This is a genomic window from Streptomyces sp. NPDC000983, from assembly GCF_040299205.1.
GTDB lineage: Bacteria > Actinomycetota > Actinomycetes > Streptomycetales > Streptomycetaceae > Streptomyces.
On the sequence record NZ_JBEPBM010000013.1, the window covers coordinates 24,659 to 43,152 of the forward strand.

Genomic DNA, 18,494 nt, shown 5'->3' on the forward strand with positions numbered 1-18,494 from the left:
CTCGATGAGTGCTAACGACGATCCATAGTGACGTATTCCGGGGATTCAGTCCACCGTCACCGGCACGCGGTGACCGACGCCACGCGCGACGGTACGGCTCCGGGGGCGTGCCGAGAGCCTGGAACGCAGGGCCACCAGGGTGGCCAGGGCGAGCAGAGTGCCGCCCATCGGCACCAGGAATCCCGCGCCCTGCCAGAAGCGGTCCTCCAGCTGTCCGGCCACCGTCACGGCGGCCGCCTGGCCGAGGGCCACCGCGCCGGTCAGCCAGGTGAAGGCCTCGGTGCGGGCGCCGGCCGGCACCAGACCGTCCACCAGCGTGTAGCCGGTGATCAGGGCGGGCGCGATGCACATGCCGACGAGGAGGCCGAGGCCGGCCAGGACCGGCACCGAGTGCGCGGCCCACAGCCCGGACGCGGCGAGCGCGAGGGCGGCGTAGCCGAGCAGGAGGCGCCGCTGCGGGGCGGCCTTCCAGGCGATGGCGCCGCACACGATGCCGGACAGCATGTTCCCGGCGGCGAAGACGCCGTACAGGACGCCGTTCATGCCGGGTTCGCCGATCGACTCGGTGAACGCGGCCAGCGACACCTGCATGCCGCCGAAGACGGCGCCGATGCCGAGGAAGGTCACGATCAGTACGCGCACCCCGGGGACGCGCAGCGCGGAGTCGTGCTTCACGCGCGCGTGGCCGTCGGCGGTGACCGAGGGCTGCGTGGAGCGCTGCGCGGCGAACAGCAGACCGCCCACCAGGGTCAGCGCGGCCTCCGTGACCAGGCCGGCGGCCGGGTCGACGGTGGTGCACAGCGCGGTGGCGAGCAGCGGGCCGAGGACGAAGGTCAGCTCGTCGGTGACGGACTCGAAGGCGGCGGCGGTCGGCATCAGGGGCGAGCCCTGGAGCTTCACGCCCCAGCGGGCCCGCACCATCGGACCGACCTGCGGCACCGAGGCGCCGGTCGGCACGGCCGCCACGAACAGCGCCCACAGCGGGGCGTCGGCCAGGGCGAGCGCCGTCAGGGTCAGGCCCGCCAGCGTGTGCACCAGCACGCCGGGGATCAGGACCGCGCGCTGCCCGTACCGGTCGGCGAGGCGCCCGCTGTAGGGGGCGAACAGGGCCATGGAGACGCCGGTGACGGCGGCGGCCGCGCCGGCGGCGCCGTAGGAGCCGGTGGTGTGCTGCACGAGCAGCACGATGGAGATGGTGAGCATCGCGAACGGCTGGCGCGCCGCGAAGCCGGGGAGCAGGAACGTCCAGGCGCCGCGGGTGCGCAGCAGCTGTCCGTATCCGGGGCGGGAGGAGGCCGGCGAGGTCGTCGACGGCTCGGTGGTGACCGTGGATTCCACGGCCCGTGCCTTTCTGCCGCCTGGTAGCGCGGCCCCGGCACAGGGGGCGGCGCCGAGAGCTGTCCTCTTGCGCGGAACTGCGGTAGATACCGGTGCCTACTGGGAAGGACGTCCCGGCCGCCATACGGTCGCGCCAGCTCTGCGTCAGGCAGAGTTGGTTCGATCAGGGTGCGCCTTCAGCGTACAGGGATCACGAACCTGCCTGCCTGTGAAAACGAGCACCGTGGCACGGGGTGCCTGTGAATGAATGGGGTGTGAACCGCACGAAACATCCCCTTAACGACCGCCCCACAGAGAGGCCGCCCCACAGAGAGGCCGTCCCACAGAGAGGCCGTCCCACAGAGAGGCCGTCCCACAGAGAGGCCGCCCCACGGAGCGGCCCGCCCACAGCGCGTCCGCCCCGATCCCCCTGTTAGCGACCGCCCCCCGCACGCCCCGGCCCATGCCCATGCCGCCCCGGCCCGTGCCGGCCGTGCGTGCCCCGGGGTACGCCCTCCTCCGCCGTGTCCGTGCCGAGCCAGCCGGCCAGCTTGCCGCCGCGGCCCACGGCCCGCAGCCTCCGCTCCGCCGCGTCCCGCACCGGATCGGTGGCGACCACGAGCAGTTCGTCCCCGCGCCGCAGCACCGTCGACGGCAGCGGCACGAACGACGTGCCCTCGCGCACGACCAGGGTGACGGCGGCGCCGGCGGGCAGTCGCAGCTCGTTGACCTCGACGCCGTGCATCCGCGAGCCCCGGGGGATCGCCACCGACAGCAGATGTCCCCGCAGTCGCTCCAGCGGCGCCGACTCGATCCCGAGGTCGGCCGCGGCCTCCGCGTCCTCGCCGAGCCGCAGCTTGCGGGCGAGCCAGGGCAGGGTCGGCCCCTGGACCAGGGTGTAGACGACGACCAGGACGAAGACGATGTTGAAGATCCGGCGGCTGTCCTCGACCCCGCCGACCATCGGGATGGTCGCCAGGATGATGGGGACGGCGCCGCGCAGCCCCGCCCAGGACATCAGCGTCTGCTCCGTCCACGGCACCCGGAACGGCGTCAGGCAGAGCACCACGCTCAGCGGGCGGGCGATCATCGTCAGCACCAGGCCGATGACGAGGGCGGGCAGGATGTCGTCGCCGAGCTCATGCGGTGTGACCAGCAGGCCGAGCAGGACGAACATGCCGATCTGGGCCAGCCAGCCGAGCCCGTCGGCGAACCCGCGGGTGGCCGGCCAGTGCGGCAGCCGGGCGTTGCCCATCACCATCGAGGCGAGGTAGACCGCGAGGAAGCCGCTGCCGTGGGCGAGGGCGCCCGCCGCGTACGCCACGACGGCGATGGCCATGACGGCGATCGGGTAGAGGCCGGAGGCGGGCAGCGCCACATGCCGCAGCCCCCACGAGCCCAGCCAGCCCACCGCGAGGCCGATCGCGGCACCGATGGCCAGCTCCAGCAGGATCTCGGCGACCAGCACGTACCAGTGCTCGATGGGCCCGGAGTGCGAGAAGGCCACGACCAGGATGACCACGGGGGCGTCGTTGAAGCCGGACTCCGCCTCCAGGGTGCCCGTCACGCGTGACGGGAGGGGGATCCTGCGCAGCACGGAGAAGACCGCGGCGGCGTCCGTGGAGGACACCACGGCGCCGATGATGAGCGCCTGGCGCCAGTCGAGGCCGATCAGATAGTGCGCGGCCGTCGCCGTCACGCCCACGCTCACCGCGACACCGAAGAGGGCCAGCGCGGTGGCCGCGGGCAGGGCCGGCTTGATCTCTTTCCACTTGGTGCCCAGACCACCCTCGGCCAGGATCACGACCAGGGCCGCGTACCCGATGACCTGCGTCAGCTCGGCGTTGTCGAACTTGATGTCGCCGACGCCGTCCTGGCCCATGGCGATGCCGATGCCCAGGTACACGAGCAGGCTGGGGAGCCCGCTGCGCGAGGAGATCCGGACCGCGGCGACCGCGACGAGCAGGACGAGCGAGCAGACGAGCAGAAGCTGGTTGAGGTCGTGGACAGTCAGCGGCCGTTCCCTTCCCTGGCTCACGCGCACACGCGCGCGGGCTTCCGTACATAGGACACGAAGTGGCAGCACTCCGTACCCAACTACTTCGTTACCTTACCTAACTCTTGACGATTTCTTGACACTCCGCCGGGCATGATCGAACGTCCGTGCGCGCGGGTTCCCCGATCCGCGTCAAGTGCCGCCGGGCCCTGCGCCTATGGTTGCTCCAGCGCTCATTCAAAAGGACAGCCCGCCCTGCCGCTCGCGTTAGGACAGCAAGGACAGCGATGCCCCCCAACACCACCGCCTCCACGGGTCAGCAGCCCGGCAAGTCCGGCAGGAAGAAGGGGCGCAAAGCCCGCCTTGTCGTCATCGTCCTCGTGCTGGCCATCATCGGAGGCGTGGCGTACGGGGCGTACTGGTCCATCAGTACGGTGCGGGCCTCCTTCCCGCAGACCACGGGTTCGATAACCCTCGAAGGTCTGTCGGGTCCCGTCGAGGTGAAGCGCGACGGCTACGGCATCCCGCAGATCTACGCCTCGACCGACGAGGACCTGTTCATGGCGCAGGGCTACGTCCAGGCGCAGGACCGGTTCTACGAGATGGACGTCCGCCGCCACATGACCTCCGGCCGGCTGTCGGAGATGTTCGGCGAGGGGCAGGTCGACAACGACGAGTTCCTGCGCACCCTGGGCTGGCACCGGGTCGCGAAGGAGGAGTACGACAGCAAGCTGTCCGCCTCCACCAAGAAGTACCTCCAGGCGTACGCCAAGGGCGTCAACGCCTATCTGGAGGGCAGGAGCGGCGAGGAACTGTCGCTGGAGTACGCGGCCCTCGGCTTCGTCAACGACTACGAGCCCGAGGCGTGGACCCCGGTCGACTCGGTGGCGTGGCTGAAGGCGATGGCCTGGGACCTGCGCGGCAACATGGAGGACGAGATCGACCGGGCCCTGGCGACCAGCCGGCTGGGCCCGAAGCAGATCCAGGACCTCTACCCGCGCTACCCGTACGGCCGGAACAAGGCGATCGTCCAGGAGGGCCAGTTCGACGAGCTGACCGGGGCGTTCGCGCAGGAGGGCGCCTCCTCGGGCGACGGCACGGGCACCGGGACCGGCACGGGCACGGGCGCGGCGGGCGACGGCTCGGGCACCGGCACCGCGGGCGCGAGCGGGGCCACCGGTCTGGAGAGCCAGCTCTCCGGCCTCTACGACGTCCTCGAGGACCTCCCGACCGCCGTCGGCGTGAACGGCAACGGCATCGGCTCCAACTCCTGGGTCGTCTCGGGCGAGCACACCATCACCGGCAAGCCGCTGCTGGCCAACGACCCGCACCTGTCGGCGTCGTTGCCGTCCGTCTGGTACCAGATGGGCCTGCACTGCACGAGCCGGTCCGCCAAGTGCCAGTTCGACGTCTCCGGCTACACCTTCGCCGGTCTGCCCGGTGTGATCATCGGCCACAACCAGGACATCTCCTGGGGCATGACCAACTCCGGCGTCGACGTCACCGACCTCTACCTGGAGAAGCTCACCGGCGACGGCTACCAGTACGACGGCAAGGTCAAGCCGTTCACCACCCGCGAGGAGACGATCAAGGTCGCAGGGGGTGAGGCCAAGACGATCGTGGTCCGCGAGACCGTCAACGGCCCCCTGCTCTCCGACCGCAGCGACGAACTGGTCAAGGTCGGCAGGAAGGCGTCCGTCGACACCGCGGCGCCCGACCGCGGCGACGGCTACGGCATCTCGCTGCGCTGGACCGCGCTGGACCCGGGCACCTCCATGGACGCCGTGTTCGCCATGGACAAGGCCGAGAACTGGACCGACTTCCGGGCCGCCGCCGCCCTGTTCGAGGTGCCCTCGCAGAACCTGGTCTACGCCGACACCCAGGACCACATCGGCTACACCCTCCCGGGCAAGATCCCCACGCGCGCGCAGGGCGTGGACGGCTCCATCCCGCAGCCCGGCTGGAACTCCGAGTACCGCTGGACCGGCTACATCCCGCAGGACGAACTGCCCTACGAGTACGACCCCGCGCGCGGGTACATCGTCACCGCCAACCAGGCCGTGATCGACAAGGACAAGTACCCCTACACGCTCACCACGGACTGGGGTTACGGCACCCGCAGCCAGCGCATCACCGACCTGATCAAGTCGAAGATCGACGACGGCGGCAAGGTCTCCACCGACGACATGCGCCAGATGCAGCTCGACAACAGCAGCGAGATCGCCAAGCTGCTGGTGCCCAAGCTGCTGAAGATCGACATCGACGACCCCGACGTCCGTGAGGCCCAGAAGCTCCTGGAGGGCTGGGACTACACCCAGGACGCCGACTCGGCGGCCGCCGCCTACTTCAACTCGGTCTGGCGCAACATCCTGAAGCTGGCCTTCGGCAACAAGCTGCCCAAGGAGCTGCGGGTCAAGGGCCAGTGCCTGTGGGTGGACCCGGTCAGCACCACCGGCCCGGCCGACGAGGCGGAGAAGGTCCGCGAGTGCGGCCGGCGCGACGCCGACCAGGCGCAGCCGGACGGCGGCGACCGCTGGTTCGAGGTGGTGCGCAACCTGATGGCCGACGAGGACAGCGACTGGTGGCAGACCCCGTCGTCCGGCACCCGGCCCAAGGCCGACAACCGCGACCAGCTGTTCGAGCGCGCCCTGATCGACGCCCGCTGGGAGCTGACCGCCAAGCTCGGCAAGGACATCGACACCTGGAGCTGGGGCCGGCTGCACCGCCTGTTCCTGAAGAACCAGACCCTCGGCACCGAGGGCCCCGGATTCCTCCAGTACGTCCTCAACCGCGGCCCCTGGAAGCTCAGCGGCGGCGAGGCCACCGTGAACGCCACGGGCTGGAACGCGGCGGGCGGCTACGGCGTCATCTGGGTGCCGTCGATGCGGATGGTGGTCAACCTCGGCGACCTCGACAAGTCGAAGTGGATCAACCTCACCGGCGCCTCCGGGCACGCCTACAACGCCCACTACACCGACCAGACCGACGCGTGGGCCGACGGCGAACTGCTCGACTGGTCCTTCTCGAAGGACGCCGTCGACAAGAGCACGAGCGACACCCTGGTGCTGGAGCCGTGAACCGCTGACCACGGCGGCACCCGGCCGAAGGGGCCCTCCACGCGCGCGCGTGGAGGGCCCCTTCGCGCTCAGGCCGGGAAGCGGCGCACGCCCGAGGGGGTCACCACGGCCCGCACCGGCCGGTCGTGGGCCTCGGCCGGGACGCGCGCGACGACCTCCCCGTCGTAGAGCAGCACCACCAGCGCGGGGTGCGCGTCCGCGCGTTCCAGACGGGCGAGCACGCGGTCGTAGGAGCCGCCGCCGCGCCCCAGGCGCATCCCGCGGTGGTCGACCGCCAGTCCGGGCAGCAGCACGGCGTCCGCGGTCGTGACGGCGTCCGGGCCGAGGCGTTCCCCGGCGGGTTCGAGGAGTTCCATCCGTCCGCCGTGCCGGACCGGGACGAGGGAGCGCTCGCCCGAGTACGCGCCCCAGTCGAGGTCGTTGTCGGGCAGGAGCACCGGCAGCAGGACCCGCACGCCCCGCGCGCGCAGCGCGTCCAGCAGCGCGAGGGTGCCCGGTTCACTCCCGACGGCAACGTAGGCTGCCACCGTGCGCGCGTCGGTCAGCTCCGGCAGCCCCAGCGCGTGCTCCGCCAGTCGGACGGCGGATCCGTGCACGTCATCGGCGGTCAACCTGTTTCTCACCGCGAGGAAGTCCCGCCGCAACGTTCGCTTGTCAGGCTCTGCCGGACGTCCGATCTGACTCAATGGTCGTACCCGTACCCTTTCAATACGCTCATATGAGAGCCAATTAACCGGAGCCACAGATTCCCTACAAAGGCACCGGATAAGGTTGCGGGCATGACTCAGTCGCACCCTCGGATCAGCAAGGCTGTCATCCCCGCAGCAGGCCTCGGCACCCGGTTCCTTCCCGCCACCAAGGCCACTCCCAAGGAGATGCTGCCGGTCGTCGACAAGCCGGCGATCCAGTACGTGGTCGAGGAGGCCGTCTCCGCGGGCCTCGACGACGTCCTCATGATCACGGGCCGCAACAAGCGCCCTCTTGAGGACCATTTCGACCGCAACTACGAACTCGAGTCCGCGCTGCAGAAGAAGGGCGACGCCGCACGGCTCGCCAAGGTCCAGGAGTCCAGCGACCTCGCCACCATGCACTACGTGCGCCAGGGCGACCCCAAGGGACTCGGCCACGCGGTGCTCTGCGCCGCCCCGCACGTCGGCCAGGAGCCCTTCGCCGTGCTCCTCGGCGACGACCTCATCGACCCCCGCGACCCGCTGCTCAAGCGGATGGTGGAGATCCAGGAGCAGCACGGCGGCAGCGTCATCGCGCTCATGGAGGTCGCCCCCGAGCAGATCCACCTCTACGGCTGCGCGGCCGTGGAGCCCACCGACGACGGCGACGTCGTCAAGGTGACCGGCCTGGTCGAGAAGCCCGACGCGGTGGACGCCCCGTCCCACTACGCCGTCATCGGCCGCTACGTCCTCGACCCGCACATCTTCGACATACTGCGCCAGACCGAGCCCGGCCGCGGCGGCGAGATCCAGCTCACCGACGCCCTCCAGCAGCTCGCGGCCGACGAGAAGGTCGGCGGCCCCGTGCACGGCGTCGTCTTCAAGGGGCGCCGCTATGACACCGGCGACCGCGGCGACTACCTGCGTGCCATTGTCCGACTCGCATGCGAACGTGAGGACCTGGGCCCGGACTTCCGGACCTGGCTTCGCAGTTACGTAGCCGAGGAGATGTAGCCACTTTGAGCAGCGCCGCGCCCCGCACCGCCGGCCAGGACCACCTCTGGTCGGTGGACGAGCACCTGGAGGACATCCTCGCGACCGTCCGCCCCCTGGAACCCATCGAGCTCCAACTGCTCGACGCCCAGGGCTGTGTCCTCGTCGACGACATCACGGTGCCCCTCTCCCTGCCGCCGTTCGACAACAGCTCCATGGACGGGTACGCGGTACGGGTCGCCGACGTCGCGGGCGCGAGCGAGGAGTACCCGGCGGTCCTGGAGGTCGTCGGGGACGTCGCGGCGGGCCAGGCGCAGCTGCTCCAGGTGGGGCCCGGGCAGGCCGCCCGCATCATGACGGGCGCGCCGCTGCCGCCCGGCGCCGAGACGGTCGTCCCGGTGGAGTGGACCGACGGCGGGCTCGGCGAGGGCCCGGTGACCGGGATGCGGGCTCGCAGCCTCGCCCCCGAGTCGGCCTCCGGGCACGTCCATGTGTACCGGCCCGCCGAGGCCCGCGCGCACGTACGCGCCAAGGGCAGCGACGTACGGGCGGGTGACCGGGCCCTGGAGGCCGGCACCGTGCTCGGCCCGCCGCAGATCGCCCTGCTCGCCGCGATCGGCCGCGGCACCGTACGCGTACGCCCGCGCCCGCGCGTGGTCGTGATGTCCACCGGCAGCGAACTCGTCCAGCCCGACGAACAGTTGCGCGACGGCCAGATCTACGACTCCAACAGCTTCGCCCTCACCGCGGCCGCCCGGGACGCCGGCGCCATCGCCTACCGCGTGGGCGCCGTCGCCGACGACGCCGAGATCCTCCGCTCCACCATCGACGACCAACTGGTGCGCGCCGACCTCATGGTCACCACCGGCGGGGTCAGCGTCGGCGCGTACGACGTGGTCAAGGAGGCCCTGGAGTCCGTCGCGGACGAGGACGAGGCGGGCAGCGGCATCGACTTCCGCAAGCTCGCCATGCAGCCCGGCAAGCCCCAGGGCTTCGGCTCCATCGGCCCCGACCACACCCCGCTGCTGGCCCTGCCCGGCAACCCGGTGTCGTCGTACGTCTCCTTCGAACTGTTCGTGCGGCCCGCGATCCGCACCCTCATGGGCCTCAAGGACGTCCACCGGCCGCGCACCACCGCGCGCCTCACCGCCGACAAGGCGCTGACCTCGCCCAAGGGCCGCCGCCAGTTCCTGCGCGCCTCCCACGCCGACGGCACGGTGAGGCCGGTCGGCGGAGCCGGATCGCACCTGGTCGCCGCCCTCGCGCACGCCGACGCGCTGATCGTCGTCCCCGAGGACACCGAGTCCGTGGAGCCCGGCGCCGAGGTCGAGGTCGTCCTGCTCGGCTGAGCGCCCGCACGGCGGCCGGCGGCGGGCCCGTCCCGAGCCGGTGCGCGCCCCGACTTGGCGGTACCGTGTCGCGCACAGACAGGCCCTGGCGCCGCACCGCCGAGGGCCCGGACCGGGAGCGCCGCACAGCATGAGTACGCAGGACCGACTGACGCACATCGACGAGGCGGGCGCCGCCCGCATGGTCGACGTATCCGGCAAGGACATCACCGCGCGCACCGCACGCGCGAGCGGGCGCGTCCTGGTCTCGCCCCGGGTGGTCGAGCTGCTGCGCGGCGAGGGCGTCCCCAAGGGCGACGCCCTGGCCACCGCGCGGATCGCGGGCATCATGGGCGCCAAGCGCACCCCGGACCTGATCCCGCTGTGCCACCCCCTGGCGGTCTCCGGGGTGAAACTGGACCTGTCGGTCGCGGACGACGCCGTGGAGATCCTCGCCACGGTGAGGACAACGGACCGCACGGGCGTCGAGATGGAGGCCCTCACCGCGGTCTCCGTCGCCGCGCTCACCGTGATCGACATGGTCAAGGCGGTCGACAAGGGAGCGGTCATCACGGACGTACGCGTGGAGGAGAAGACCGGCGGCAAGTCCGGCGACTGGAGCCGGGCATGAGCGCCGGGACCCGCCGCGCGCTCGTCGTGACCGCCTCCAACCGCGCCGCCGCCGGGGTCTACGAGGACAAGGGCGGACCGCTGGTCGCCGCGGGGCTGACCGGTCTCGGCTTCACGGTCGAGGGACCGCGGGTCGTGCCCGACGGCGACCCCGTCGAGGCCGCGCTGCGCGCCGCCGTCGACGCCGGGTACGACGTGGTCGTCACCACCGGCGGCACGGGCGTCTCTCCCACCGACCGCACCCCCGAGGCGACCCGCGCGGTGATCGACCACGAGGTGCCGGGCATCGCGGAGGCCATCCGGGCCTTCGGACGCGAGAAGGTGCCGACCGCCGCCCTCTCGCGGGGCCTGGCCGGGGTGGCCGGAGCCACCCTGATCGTCAACCTGCCGGGCTCCACGGGCGGGGTGAAGGACGGGCTCGCCGTCCTCGGGCCCCTGCTGGCGCACGCCGTCGACCAGATCCGTGGCGGGGACCACCCCAGACCCGGAGCGGGCACCGGGGGTGCGAGCTGAACAGCCCGTCCTGGCCGGTCGTCCTCGCGGACGGAGACGTCGTCCTGCGTCCGATAAGGCTGCGCGACCAACGGGCCTGGCGCGAGGTCAACCGGCGCAACCGGGACTGGCTGCGCCCCTGGGAGGCCACCATCCCGCCGCCCACGCCCAGCGGTCCCATCACGCACCGGCCGACCTACCGTCAGATGGTGCGGCACCTGCGGGCCGAGGCCAACGCGGGCCGCATGCTGCCCTTCGTCATCGAGTACCAGGGGCGGCTGGTCGGCCAGTTGACGGTCGCCGGGATCACCTGGGGTTCGATGTGCTCGGGGCACGTCGGCTACTGGGTGGACCAGTCGGTGGCCGGCCGCGGGGTGATGCCCACGGCCGTGGCGATGGCCGTGGACCACTGCTTCCGGCGGGTCGGACTGCACCGCATCGAGGTCTGCATTCGCCCGGAGAACGGGCCCAGCCGCCGCGTGGTGGAGAAACTCGGATTCCGCGAGGAGGGGCTGCGGCCCCGTTATCTCCACATCGACGGCGCCTGGCGCGACCATCTGGTGTTCGCGCTCACCGCGGAAGAGGTCCCCGACGGACTGCTCGGCCGCTGGCACCGGGCCCGCGCGCACGGCTCCTCGCCCGACGGACCGAGGAACCCGCAGAACACGCAGGGGAATCCCGGATAGCCCACGGTAATTGAATAAATGTTCGAAATTGATCGAGCAGCGATCGTCTCGGGGGCCTGAATTTCCCGTCCGCTGCGGTCGGCTGATCGGATCGATCACAAAAAAATTTCGAAATATCAGCCAGATCGTGCGACACACCGGCTCAATTGGCAGATGGCCTCACACAAACCCCTCTACCGTGTGAGGCGTGAGCAGCAGCGGCCTCATCTACGCAGTCATTGTCGGGGCCTGGGCCGCCTACTTGGTGCCGATGTGGCTCCGTAGGCAGGACGAGCTGAACGAGGCCCGTCCGACGGAACGCTTCAGCACAGCCATCCGGTTGCTGTCCGGACGGGCGGGCATGGAGCGCCGGTACGCCAAGGACCTGCGGGCGCGCTCCGCCGACGAGGAGGAGCCCAGCGCCGTCGACCCGGACGACGTCACCGCATCGGTGGACGTCCGGGCCTTCGCCATGCCCCCGACCCGCCCGCAGGCGCAGGCGGCGGTGCCGGCCCGGGCGGAGGAACCGGAGCCGGAAGGAGCCCGGCCCGAACCCGAACGGCCCGAACCGGCCCGCGCACAGAAGCAGCCGAAGGCGCAGCCGGCGCAGAAGCCCGTGCCCTCCGCACGGCGCGCACGGCCCACCCCCGCCTCGGAAGCCGCCGCCGCGCGCGCCCGGCGCACGAAGGTGCTCGCGCGCCGTCGGCGCACCACGGTGATGCTGTTCCTCGCGTTCACCTCCGGCGCCGTCGTCGCCGCCGTCGGAGGGCTCACCTTCCTGTGGGCGCCCGGCGTGCCCGCCGTGCTGCTCAGCGCGTACATCGCCTACCTGCGCACCCAGGAGCGCCGCCGGTTCGCGTACCAGATGGACCGCCGCCAGGCCGAGGCCGCCGCGCAGCGGCTGAGGGAACAGACCCGCCAGCCGCGCCGACGCGTGCCCGCCGACTCCGGCGCGGACGCCGAGGAGCCCGACGAAGGATCCGGACCACAGACCGACCCCGGACTCCTCGCGCTCGCCGCCGACCGGCGGGCGCTCGTCGAACAGACCGACCACGCCGAGTGGGTCGACCAGCAGCGTGAGCGCCAGCGGCGGCCCGGCCAGGGCGAGAGCTGGGACCCGGTGCCGGTCCCGCTGCCGACGTACGTGACCGCGCCGGTCGCCCCCAGGGCCACCGCCGACGTGGACCTCGGCGCCCCGGACGCGTGGAGTTCGGCGCGGTCCAGCACGGTGACGCCGGAGCAGGAGACGGCCGAGCCCCCGGCGGCCCCGGCCGAACACCCGGAGCCCGCCGAGGGCGAGGAGAAGGCCGACGGCGGCGGGCGCAGCGACGCCCGCCGGGCCGCCTCCGCCCGCCGGGCCCGCGAACGCGGGCGCACCCCGCTCTTCGACCAGTACGAGGACGGCGGGCGGCCGCGGGCCGCCAACGAGTAGGCGGGGCCCGCGTGATCCGCGGGCCCGGGCGTCCCACCTGCGCCGGACCGGGCGCGTTCCCGGAACGGATTTCCAAGCGGGCGGATCGGGATGCTAGAGTTTCACTCGTTGCAAGGGCCTGTGGCGCAGTCTGGTAGCGCACCTCGTTCGCATCGAGGGGGTCTGGGGTTCAAATCCCCACAGGTCCACCGCAGCGAGATCCCGTCCGATCGTCAGATCGGACGGGATCTCTTTTTTGTATGCCGCGGATGTGCCGCCCATGGTGTGCGGATGTGCTGTCGACCACTCAGCACCCCCGCCCCGACCGGCGGCTGACCCCGTGACGGCCGGCCGGGGGCGTGGGCCCGCTCAGGGGTTGAGCGGCTTGGCGTAACACAGGCTCAGTTCGTGGAAGCGGTAGTAGCCGAACTTCGCGCACGGCTCGTAGCCGCTGGACTCGTACAGGGCGACCGCCTCCGGCTGCTTGGCGCCCGTCTCCAGCACCATGCGCACCCGGCCCGCCGCGCGGGCGTCCTCCTCCAGGGCGGCGAGCACGCGCCGGGCGAGACCGCGGCCGCGCATGTCGTCGATCACGTACATCCGCTTCAGCTCCGCGTCCCCGTCGAGGTTGCCCTCGTCGTTCACGTCCTGCGCGCGCCAGCCGCCCGAGGCGACCGGTGTGCCGTCCTCGTCGTAGACGATCAGGTAGACGCCGTTCGGCGGTTCGAAGTGGGCCGGGTCCATGTGGGTGGCGTCGCCGCCGTCGCCGTAGCGGACGCCGTACTCGGCCTGGACCGCGTCGTTGAGCTTGACGGCGTCGGGGTGGTCGAAGGAGACGCGACGTATGTTCATGCGGCAAACCGTACATTCGTAAGTGGTCGGAATCTGGACTACGTCCAGTGTGCCGGTATCGTGCCGGGGTGCTCACTGTGACCTCCGTGAATGTGAACGGGCTGCGTGCCGCCGCGAAGAAGGGCTTCGTGGAGTGGCTGGCCGGGACCTCCGCCGATGTGCTGTGCCTCCAGGAGGTGCGCGCCGAGCCCGGACAGCTGCCCGAGACCGTGCGCGCGCCCGAGGGCTGGCACGTCGTGCACGCCCCCGCCGCCGCGAAGGGGCGGGCGGGCGTCTCCCTCTACACCCGTCGCGAGCCCGACCGGGTGCGGGTCGGGTTCGGGTCGGCCGAGTTCGACACGAGCGGCCGGTACGTCGAGGCCGATCTGCCGGGTGTGACGGTCGCCTCGCTGTACCTGCCCTCCGGGGAGGTCGGCACCGAGCGCCAGGACGAGAAGGTCCGCTTCATGGGCGAGTTCCTCTCCTACCTCAAGGAGCTGCGCGAGCGCGCCGCCGCCGACGGCCGCGAGGTCGTGGTCTGCGGCGACTGGAACATCGCGCACCGCAACGCCGACCTGAAGAACTGGCGCGCCAACGCCAAGAACTCCGGCTTCCTGCCCGAGGAGCGCGCCTGGCTCGGCCAGGTCCTCGACCCCGCCGACGGCGGCTACGTCGACGTGGTGCGCGCCCTGCACCCCGACGTCGAGGGCCCCTACAGCTGGTGGTCGTACCGGGGGCGGGCCTTTGACAATGACTCGGGTTGGCGCATCGACTACCAGATCGCCACGCCGGGGCTCGCGGGCCGGGCGGTCAAGGGGCTGGTGGAGCGGGCCGCGAGTCATGGCGAGCGGTGGTCGGACCATGCGCCGGTGACGGTCGTCTACGAGTAGGCCCGCCCAGGGCTAGTTGGTCTTGCGGAGGCGGCGGTCCAGGGCGAGGGACATCTCCGCCTCCACCACGCTCCTGGCCAGCGGGCGCAGCCGGGGGAGGTCCTCCTCGGTGGCGTGGCGCAGGATCAGGTCGGCGAAGAGGTCGGCGAGGACGTCGGCGTGGGCGCGCAGCTCCTTGCCGGCGGCCAGCACCTCGGCGAGCGGGATGCCCTCGCGGACCAGGGCCGCGGAGACGTCCAGCAGACGGCGGCTGATGTGGACGATCTCCCCGCCGTCGGTGGCCAGATAGCCGAGGTCCAGGGCGGCGGCGAGGTTCTCCGGGGTGACCTGGCCCTCGAAGCGGGCGGCGAGTTCCTCGGGGGTGAGGCGGACCGGTTCCTCCTCGGTGGGGGTGACGCCGAGCAGGTCGGCGACGTCCCGGCCGTGGTCGAGGGCCTCGGCGAGTTCGGCGATGCCGCTGAGGGTGTGGCCGCGCTCCAGCAGCGTCGAGACGGTGCGCAGCCGGGCCAGGTGGCGGTCGTCGTACCAGGCGATACGGCCCTCGCGGCGGGGCGGGTGGATGAGCCCCCGCTCACGGTAGAAACGCAGGGTGCGCACGGTGATGCCGGCCAGCTCGGCCAGCTCCTCCATGCGGTACTCGCGTGGGCCCTCGGTTCGTCCAGCGTCTTCTGCCACGCCGGAAGCCTATGGTGTACCGCCGGTAACTTTCCTCGGTCCAACCCCTACCCATGAGTACGGAGCTGCTCTACCCTCCCATTGCGCCAGTGTTCACTGGCAGAGTCGCACGGCTGTGGAGGGCTTCGGGATGACCGGACACGAGCATGTACGGGTGGCGGTGGTCGGATCCGGGTTCGGAGGGCTCGGGGCCGCGGTGCGGCTGCGGCGGGAGGGCATCACCGACTTCGTCGTCCTGGAGCGGGCGTCGAGTGTGGGCGGCACCTGGCGCGACAACAGCTATCCCGGGTGTGCCTGCGACGTCCCCTCGCACCTGTACTCCTTCTCCTTCGCGCCCAACCCCGACTGGCCGCGCACCTTCTCCGGCCAGGAGCACATCCGCGCCTACCTGGAGCACGTCACGGACGTCTTCGGGCTGCGCCCGCACATCCGCTTCGACTCCGAGGTCAAGCGGATGGCCTGGAACGCCGAGCGGCTGTGCTGGGACATCGAGACCACCGCCGGGAACCTCTCCGCCGACGTCGTCGTCTCGGCCACCGGGCCGCTGTCCGACCCCAAGGTCCCGGACGTCCCGGGCCTGGACTCCTTCACCGGCAAGGTCTTCCACTCCGCGCGCTGGGACCACGACTACGACCTGCGCGGCAAGCGCGTCGCCATGGTCGGCACCGGCGCCTCCGCCATCCAGATCGTGCCCGCCATCCAGCCGGACGTCTCCCGGCTCACCCTTTTCCAGCGGACCCCGCCGTGGGTGATGCCGCGCATGGACCGCGCGATCAGCGGGGCGGAGCGCCGGCTGCACCGGCTGCTGCCCTTCACCACCCAGGCCCGCCGCGGCCTGCTCTGGGGCATCCGGGAACTGCAGGTCCAGGCGTTCACCAAGCACCCGAACGAACTGGGTCTGGTGGAGCGGCTCGCCAAGCACAACATGGCCAAGGCCATCAAGGACCCGGCCCTGCGCGCCAAGCTCACCCCCGACTACCGGATCGGCTGCAAGCGGATCCTGCTGTCCAGCACGTACTACCCGGCCGTCGCCCGCCCCAACGTCGACGTCGTCGCCAGCGGGCTCGCCGAGGTCCGGGGCTCGACCGTCGTGGCCGCCGACGGCACCGAGGCCGAGGTCGACGCGATCATCTTCGGCACCGGCTTCCACGTCACCGACATGCCCATCGCCGAGCGGGTCGTCGGCGCCGACGGGCGGACCCTGGCCGAGGCGTGGAAGGGCGGGATGGAAGGGCTGCGGGGCGCTTCCGCCGCCGGGTTCCCGAACTGGATGACGGTCATCGGGCCCAACACCGGGCTCGGCAACTCCTCGATGATCCTCATGATCGAGAGCCAGCTCAACTACCTCGCCGACTTCATGCGCCAGCTCGACACCCTCGGCGGACGGGTCGCCCTGGACGCCCGGCCGAGCGCCGTGGGCGCCTGGAACCGGCGGGTGCAGGAGCGTATGAAGCGCACCGTGTGGAACACCGGCGGCTGCACCAGCTGGTACCTCGACGCGAGCGGCCGCAACACCACCGTCTGGCCGGGGACGACGTCCGAGTTCCGGCGCGCTACCCGGCGGGTGGATCTCTCGGAGTACTCCGTGGTGCGCGCCGAGGGTGCGGAGAACGGCGACCTCGCCGACGCCGCCGACGTCCGTCCGGAGGTGGACGCGTGAGCCGGCCGACGCATGTGACCGACGGGCCCTACGCCCCGCCCGCCCCCGCGCGGGAACTCGCCGTGACCTCCGCGGACGGCGCCCGCCTGCACGTCGAGGTGCACGGACCCGACGACGCGCCCCCCGTCGTCCTCGCGCACGGCTGGACCTGCTCGACCGCCTTCTGGGCGGCGCAGATACGCGAACTGGCCACCGACCACCGGGTCATCGCCTACGACCAGCGCGGCCACGGGCGCAGCCCGGCCAGCGAGGTCTGCGGCATCGAGCAGCTCGCCGACGACCTGGAGGCCGTGCTGGGGGCGACGCTCGCGCCCGGCGAGAAGGCGGTCGTCGCCGGGCACTCGATGGGCGGCATGACGGTGATGGCCGCCGCGGGCCGGCCGGCGTTCCGGGAGCACGCGGCCGCCGTACTGCTGTGCAGCACCGGTGCCTCGCGGCTGGTCGCCGAGTCCACGGTGGTGCCGATGCGGCCGGGGCGGGTGCGGACCTGGCTGACCGGGCAGGTGCTCGGGTCGCGGGCGCCGCTCGGGCCGGTCACTCCGGCCGCCCGGCGGATCCTCAAGTACGCCACCATGGGGCCGGGTTCGGCGCCGCACATGGTCGAGGCGTGCGCGCGGATCGTGCACGCCTGCCCCCGACGGGTGCGGCACGCCTGGTCGCGGGTGCTTGACCGGCTCGACCTCGACCACGGTGTGGCGGAGCTGACGGTGCCGGCCGCGGTCGTCGTAGGCACCGCCGACCGGCTCACCCCGCCGGTGCACGCCCGCTCGCTGGCCGCCGCGCTGCCGACCTGCGTCGGGCTCACCGAGCTGCCCGGCCTCGGGCACATGACGCCGGTGGAGGCGCCGGAGCTGGTGAGCGCCAGGATTCGTGAACTCGTCGTCACCTACGTACAGATCAAGGAGGGCGCATGAGCAGGGTGAGCCTCGAAGGACAGGTCGCCGTCGTCACCGGAGCGGCGCGGGGTGTGGGCGAACTGCTCGCCCGCAAGCTCTCCGCGCGCGGGGCGAAGGTGGCGCTGGTCGGTCTCGAACCGGACGAGCTCAAGCAGGTCTCCGAGCGGCTGCACAGCGAGAGCCACCACTGGCACGCGGACGTCACCGACCACGAGGCCATGGCCCGCGTGGCGCGGGAGGTCAAGGAACGGTTCGGGAAGGTCGACATCGTCGTCGCGAACGCCGGGGTCGCGTCCGGGGGGCCGTTCGTCGACTCCGACCCGGTGGCCTGGCGGCGGGTCATCGAGGTCAACCTCATCGGCTCGGCGGTGACCGCGCGGGCGTTCCTGCCGGTGTTGATGGAGAGCCGCGGCTATCTGCTCCAGATCGCCTCCCTCGCCGCGATCACGCCGGCGCCGATGATGACCGCGTACTGCGCGTCCAAGTCGGGCGTCGAGGCGTACGCGCACAGTCTGCGCGCCGAGGTCGGGTACAAGGGTGTCCGGGTGGGCGTGGGGTACCTGTCCTGGACCGACACCGACATGGTGCGCGGGGCCGATCAGGACGACGTCATGCGGGAGTTGAGGCAGCGGCTGCCGTGGCCGTCGAACAAGACGTATCCGCTCGGGCCGGCCGTCGACCGGATCGTCGCCGGGATCGAGCGGCGCTCCAGCCATGTGTACGGGCAGTGGTGGCTGCGCGGGATGCAGGGCGTGCGGGGGTATCTCCCGGCGCTCATCGGGACCGTGGGGCAGCGCGAGATGCGCAGGTTCGCCGACCGGCTCGACGGGATGCGGATCGGGCTGGTCGGGGCGGGGGGCGTCGCCGATGAGCAGGAGAGGGGTGCTGTCACTCATCGTGACTGATCGACATGCGGTGGGTGACGGGGCGTGTGAATCTGGTCGAGCCCCGATCCCCTCACCCAT

General features: G+C 71.8%; 16 protein-coding genes and 1 tRNA gene. 12 read left to right on the forward strand and 5 right to left on the reverse strand.

What is annotated here, in order from left to right; genetic code table 11:
- Nucleotides 1-45 precede the first annotated feature (45 nt).
- Both ABT296_RS16965 and ABT296_RS16970 read right to left on the reverse strand, forming a co-directional pair.
- Nucleotides 46-1,338 (reverse strand): MFS transporter, encoded by a 1,293-nt coding sequence (locus ABT296_RS16965; RefSeq protein WP_351927910.1) that lies wholly within the window; start codon nt 1,336-1,338, stop codon nt 46-48.
- A gap of 412 nt (nt 1,339-1,750) precedes the next feature.
- Nucleotides 1,751-3,361 (reverse strand): potassium/proton antiporter, encoded by a 1,611-nt coding sequence (locus tag ABT296_RS16970; protein WP_351927912.1) that lies wholly within the window; start codon nt 3,359-3,361, stop codon nt 1,751-1,753.
- Between the two features lie 239 nt (nt 3,362-3,600).
- Between ABT296_RS16970 and ABT296_RS16975 the strand changes: the two genes are divergently transcribed.
- Nucleotides 3,601-6,390 carry a penicillin acylase family protein gene (locus ABT296_RS16975; RefSeq protein WP_351927914.1) on the forward strand — a complete coding sequence of 930 codons (2,790 nt, stop codon included), beginning with the start codon at nt 3,601-3,603 and terminating at the stop codon, nt 6,388-6,390.
- Nucleotides 6,391-6,458: 68 nt separating this feature from the next.
- Here the strand turns inward: ABT296_RS16975 and ABT296_RS16980 are convergent, their stop codons facing one another.
- Nucleotides 6,459-7,076 (reverse strand): 5-formyltetrahydrofolate cyclo-ligase, encoded by a 618-nt coding sequence (locus tag ABT296_RS16980; RefSeq protein ID WP_351927916.1) that lies wholly within the window; start codon nt 7,074-7,076, stop codon nt 6,459-6,461.
- 93 nt (nt 7,077-7,169) lie between these two features.
- Between ABT296_RS16980 and galU the strand changes: the two genes are divergently transcribed.
- From galU to ABT296_RS17015, 7 genes are all read left to right on the forward strand, one after another.
- Nucleotides 7,170-8,072: a UTP--glucose-1-phosphate uridylyltransferase GalU gene (galU, locus tag ABT296_RS16985; protein ID WP_351927918.1), complete on the forward strand. Its 903-nt coding sequence runs from the start codon at nt 7,170-7,172 to the stop codon at nt 8,070-8,072.
- Between the two features lie 5 nt (nt 8,073-8,077).
- Entirely contained in the window at nt 8,078-9,400 is a 1,323-nt protein-coding gene (gene glp, locus ABT296_RS16990; RefSeq protein ID WP_351927920.1) for a molybdotransferase-like divisome protein Glp, read from the forward strand.
- 130 nt (nt 9,401-9,530) lie between these two features.
- On the forward strand, nt 9,531-10,010 hold the full coding sequence (moaC, locus tag ABT296_RS16995; RefSeq protein ID WP_351927922.1) for a cyclic pyranopterin monophosphate synthase MoaC: 480 nt from the start codon (nt 9,531-9,533) through the stop codon (nt 10,008-10,010).
- Nucleotides 10,007-10,522 (forward strand): MogA/MoaB family molybdenum cofactor biosynthesis protein, encoded by a 516-nt coding sequence (locus ABT296_RS17000; RefSeq protein ID WP_351927924.1) that lies wholly within the window; start codon nt 10,007-10,009, stop codon nt 10,520-10,522. The genes moaC and ABT296_RS17000 overlap by 4 nt, the downstream gene beginning before the upstream one ends.
- A complete protein-coding gene (locus ABT296_RS17005; protein WP_351928215.1) occupies nt 10,519-11,187 on the forward strand; it encodes a GNAT family N-acetyltransferase in 669 nt (222 codons plus the stop codon). Before ABT296_RS17000 ends, ABT296_RS17005 begins: the two co-directional genes overlap by 4 nt.
- A 187-nt stretch (nt 11,188-11,374) precedes the next feature.
- A complete protein-coding gene (gene sepX / locus ABT296_RS17010; RefSeq protein WP_351927926.1) occupies nt 11,375-12,598 on the forward strand; it encodes a divisome protein SepX/GlpR in 1,224 nt (407 codons plus the stop codon).
- A 114-nt stretch (nt 12,599-12,712) separates the two neighbouring features.
- Nucleotides 12,713-12,786 (forward strand) — tRNA-Ala (locus ABT296_RS17015).
- Nucleotides 12,787-12,946: 160 nt separating this feature from the next.
- On the opposite strand, the gene ABT296_RS17020 is transcribed toward ABT296_RS17015, so the two are convergent.
- Complete coding sequence (locus tag ABT296_RS17020; protein WP_351927928.1) at nt 12,947-13,429, reverse strand: GNAT family N-acetyltransferase; 483 nt, start codon at nt 13,427-13,429, stop codon at nt 12,947-12,949.
- A 68-nt stretch (nt 13,430-13,497) separates the two neighbouring features.
- Here ABT296_RS17020 and ABT296_RS17025 point away from each other — a divergent pair, with 68 nt between their 5' ends.
- On the forward strand, nt 13,498-14,298 hold the full coding sequence (locus ABT296_RS17025) for an exodeoxyribonuclease III (protein WP_351927930.1): 801 nt from the start codon (nt 13,498-13,500) through the stop codon (nt 14,296-14,298).
- Nucleotides 14,299-14,310: 12 nt separating this feature from the next.
- Here ABT296_RS17025 and ABT296_RS17030 read toward each other — a convergent pair whose 3' ends face one another.
- On the reverse strand, nt 14,311-14,928 hold the full coding sequence (locus tag ABT296_RS17030) for a MerR family transcriptional regulator (protein WP_351928217.1): 618 nt from the start codon (nt 14,926-14,928) through the stop codon (nt 14,311-14,313).
- Nucleotides 14,929-15,103: 175 nt separating this feature from the next.
- Between ABT296_RS17030 and ABT296_RS17035 the strand changes: the two genes are divergently transcribed.
- The 3 genes from ABT296_RS17035 to ABT296_RS17045 are packed head-to-tail and all read left to right on the forward strand — an operon-like array spanning nt 15,104 to nt 18,434.
- Nucleotides 15,104-16,633 (forward strand): flavin-containing monooxygenase, encoded by a 1,530-nt coding sequence (locus ABT296_RS17035; protein ID WP_351927932.1) that lies wholly within the window; start codon nt 15,104-15,106, stop codon nt 16,631-16,633.
- Nucleotides 16,630-17,547, forward strand: coding sequence for an alpha/beta fold hydrolase (locus ABT296_RS17040; RefSeq protein WP_351927934.1), 918 nt, complete (start codon nt 16,630-16,632; stop codon nt 17,545-17,547). Before ABT296_RS17035 ends, ABT296_RS17040 begins: the two co-directional genes overlap by 4 nt.
- Nucleotides 17,544-18,434 carry an SDR family oxidoreductase gene (locus ABT296_RS17045; RefSeq protein ID WP_351927936.1) on the forward strand — a complete coding sequence of 297 codons (891 nt, stop codon included), beginning with the start codon at nt 17,544-17,546 and terminating at the stop codon, nt 18,432-18,434. The genes ABT296_RS17040 and ABT296_RS17045 overlap by 4 nt, the downstream gene beginning before the upstream one ends.
- The last annotated feature ends 60 nt before the right edge of the window (nt 18,435-18,494 follow it).

What these genes read in the sequence shown, in the direction of transcription:
- ABT296_RS17000 (WP_351927924.1), top strand. Translation starts at nt 10,007, where the DNA reads ATGAGCGCCGGGACCCGCCGCGCGCTCGTCGTGACCGCCTCCAACCGC.
- ABT296_RS17035 (WP_351927932.1), top strand. Translation starts at nt 15,104, where the DNA reads ATGACCGGACACGAGCATGTACGGGTGGCGGTGGTCGGATCCGGGTTC.
- moaC (WP_351927922.1), top strand. Translation starts at nt 9,531, where the DNA reads ATGAGTACGCAGGACCGACTGACGCACATCGACGAGGCGGGCGCCGCC.
- galU (WP_351927918.1), top strand. Translation starts at nt 7,170, where the DNA reads ATGACTCAGTCGCACCCTCGGATCAGCAAGGCTGTCATCCCCGCAGCA.
- ABT296_RS17020 (WP_351927928.1), bottom strand. Translation starts at nt 13,429, where the DNA reads ATGAACATACGTCGCGTCTCCTTCGACCACCCCGACGCCGTCAAGCTC.
- ABT296_RS17030 (WP_351928217.1), bottom strand. Translation starts at nt 14,928, where the DNA reads ATGGAGGAGCTGGCCGAGCTGGCCGGCATCACCGTGCGCACCCTGCGT.
- ABT296_RS17045 (WP_351927936.1), top strand. Translation starts at nt 17,544, where the DNA reads ATGAGCAGGGTGAGCCTCGAAGGACAGGTCGCCGTCGTCACCGGAGCG.
- ABT296_RS16975 (WP_351927914.1), top strand. Translation starts at nt 3,601, where the DNA reads ATGCCCCCCAACACCACCGCCTCCACGGGTCAGCAGCCCGGCAAGTCC.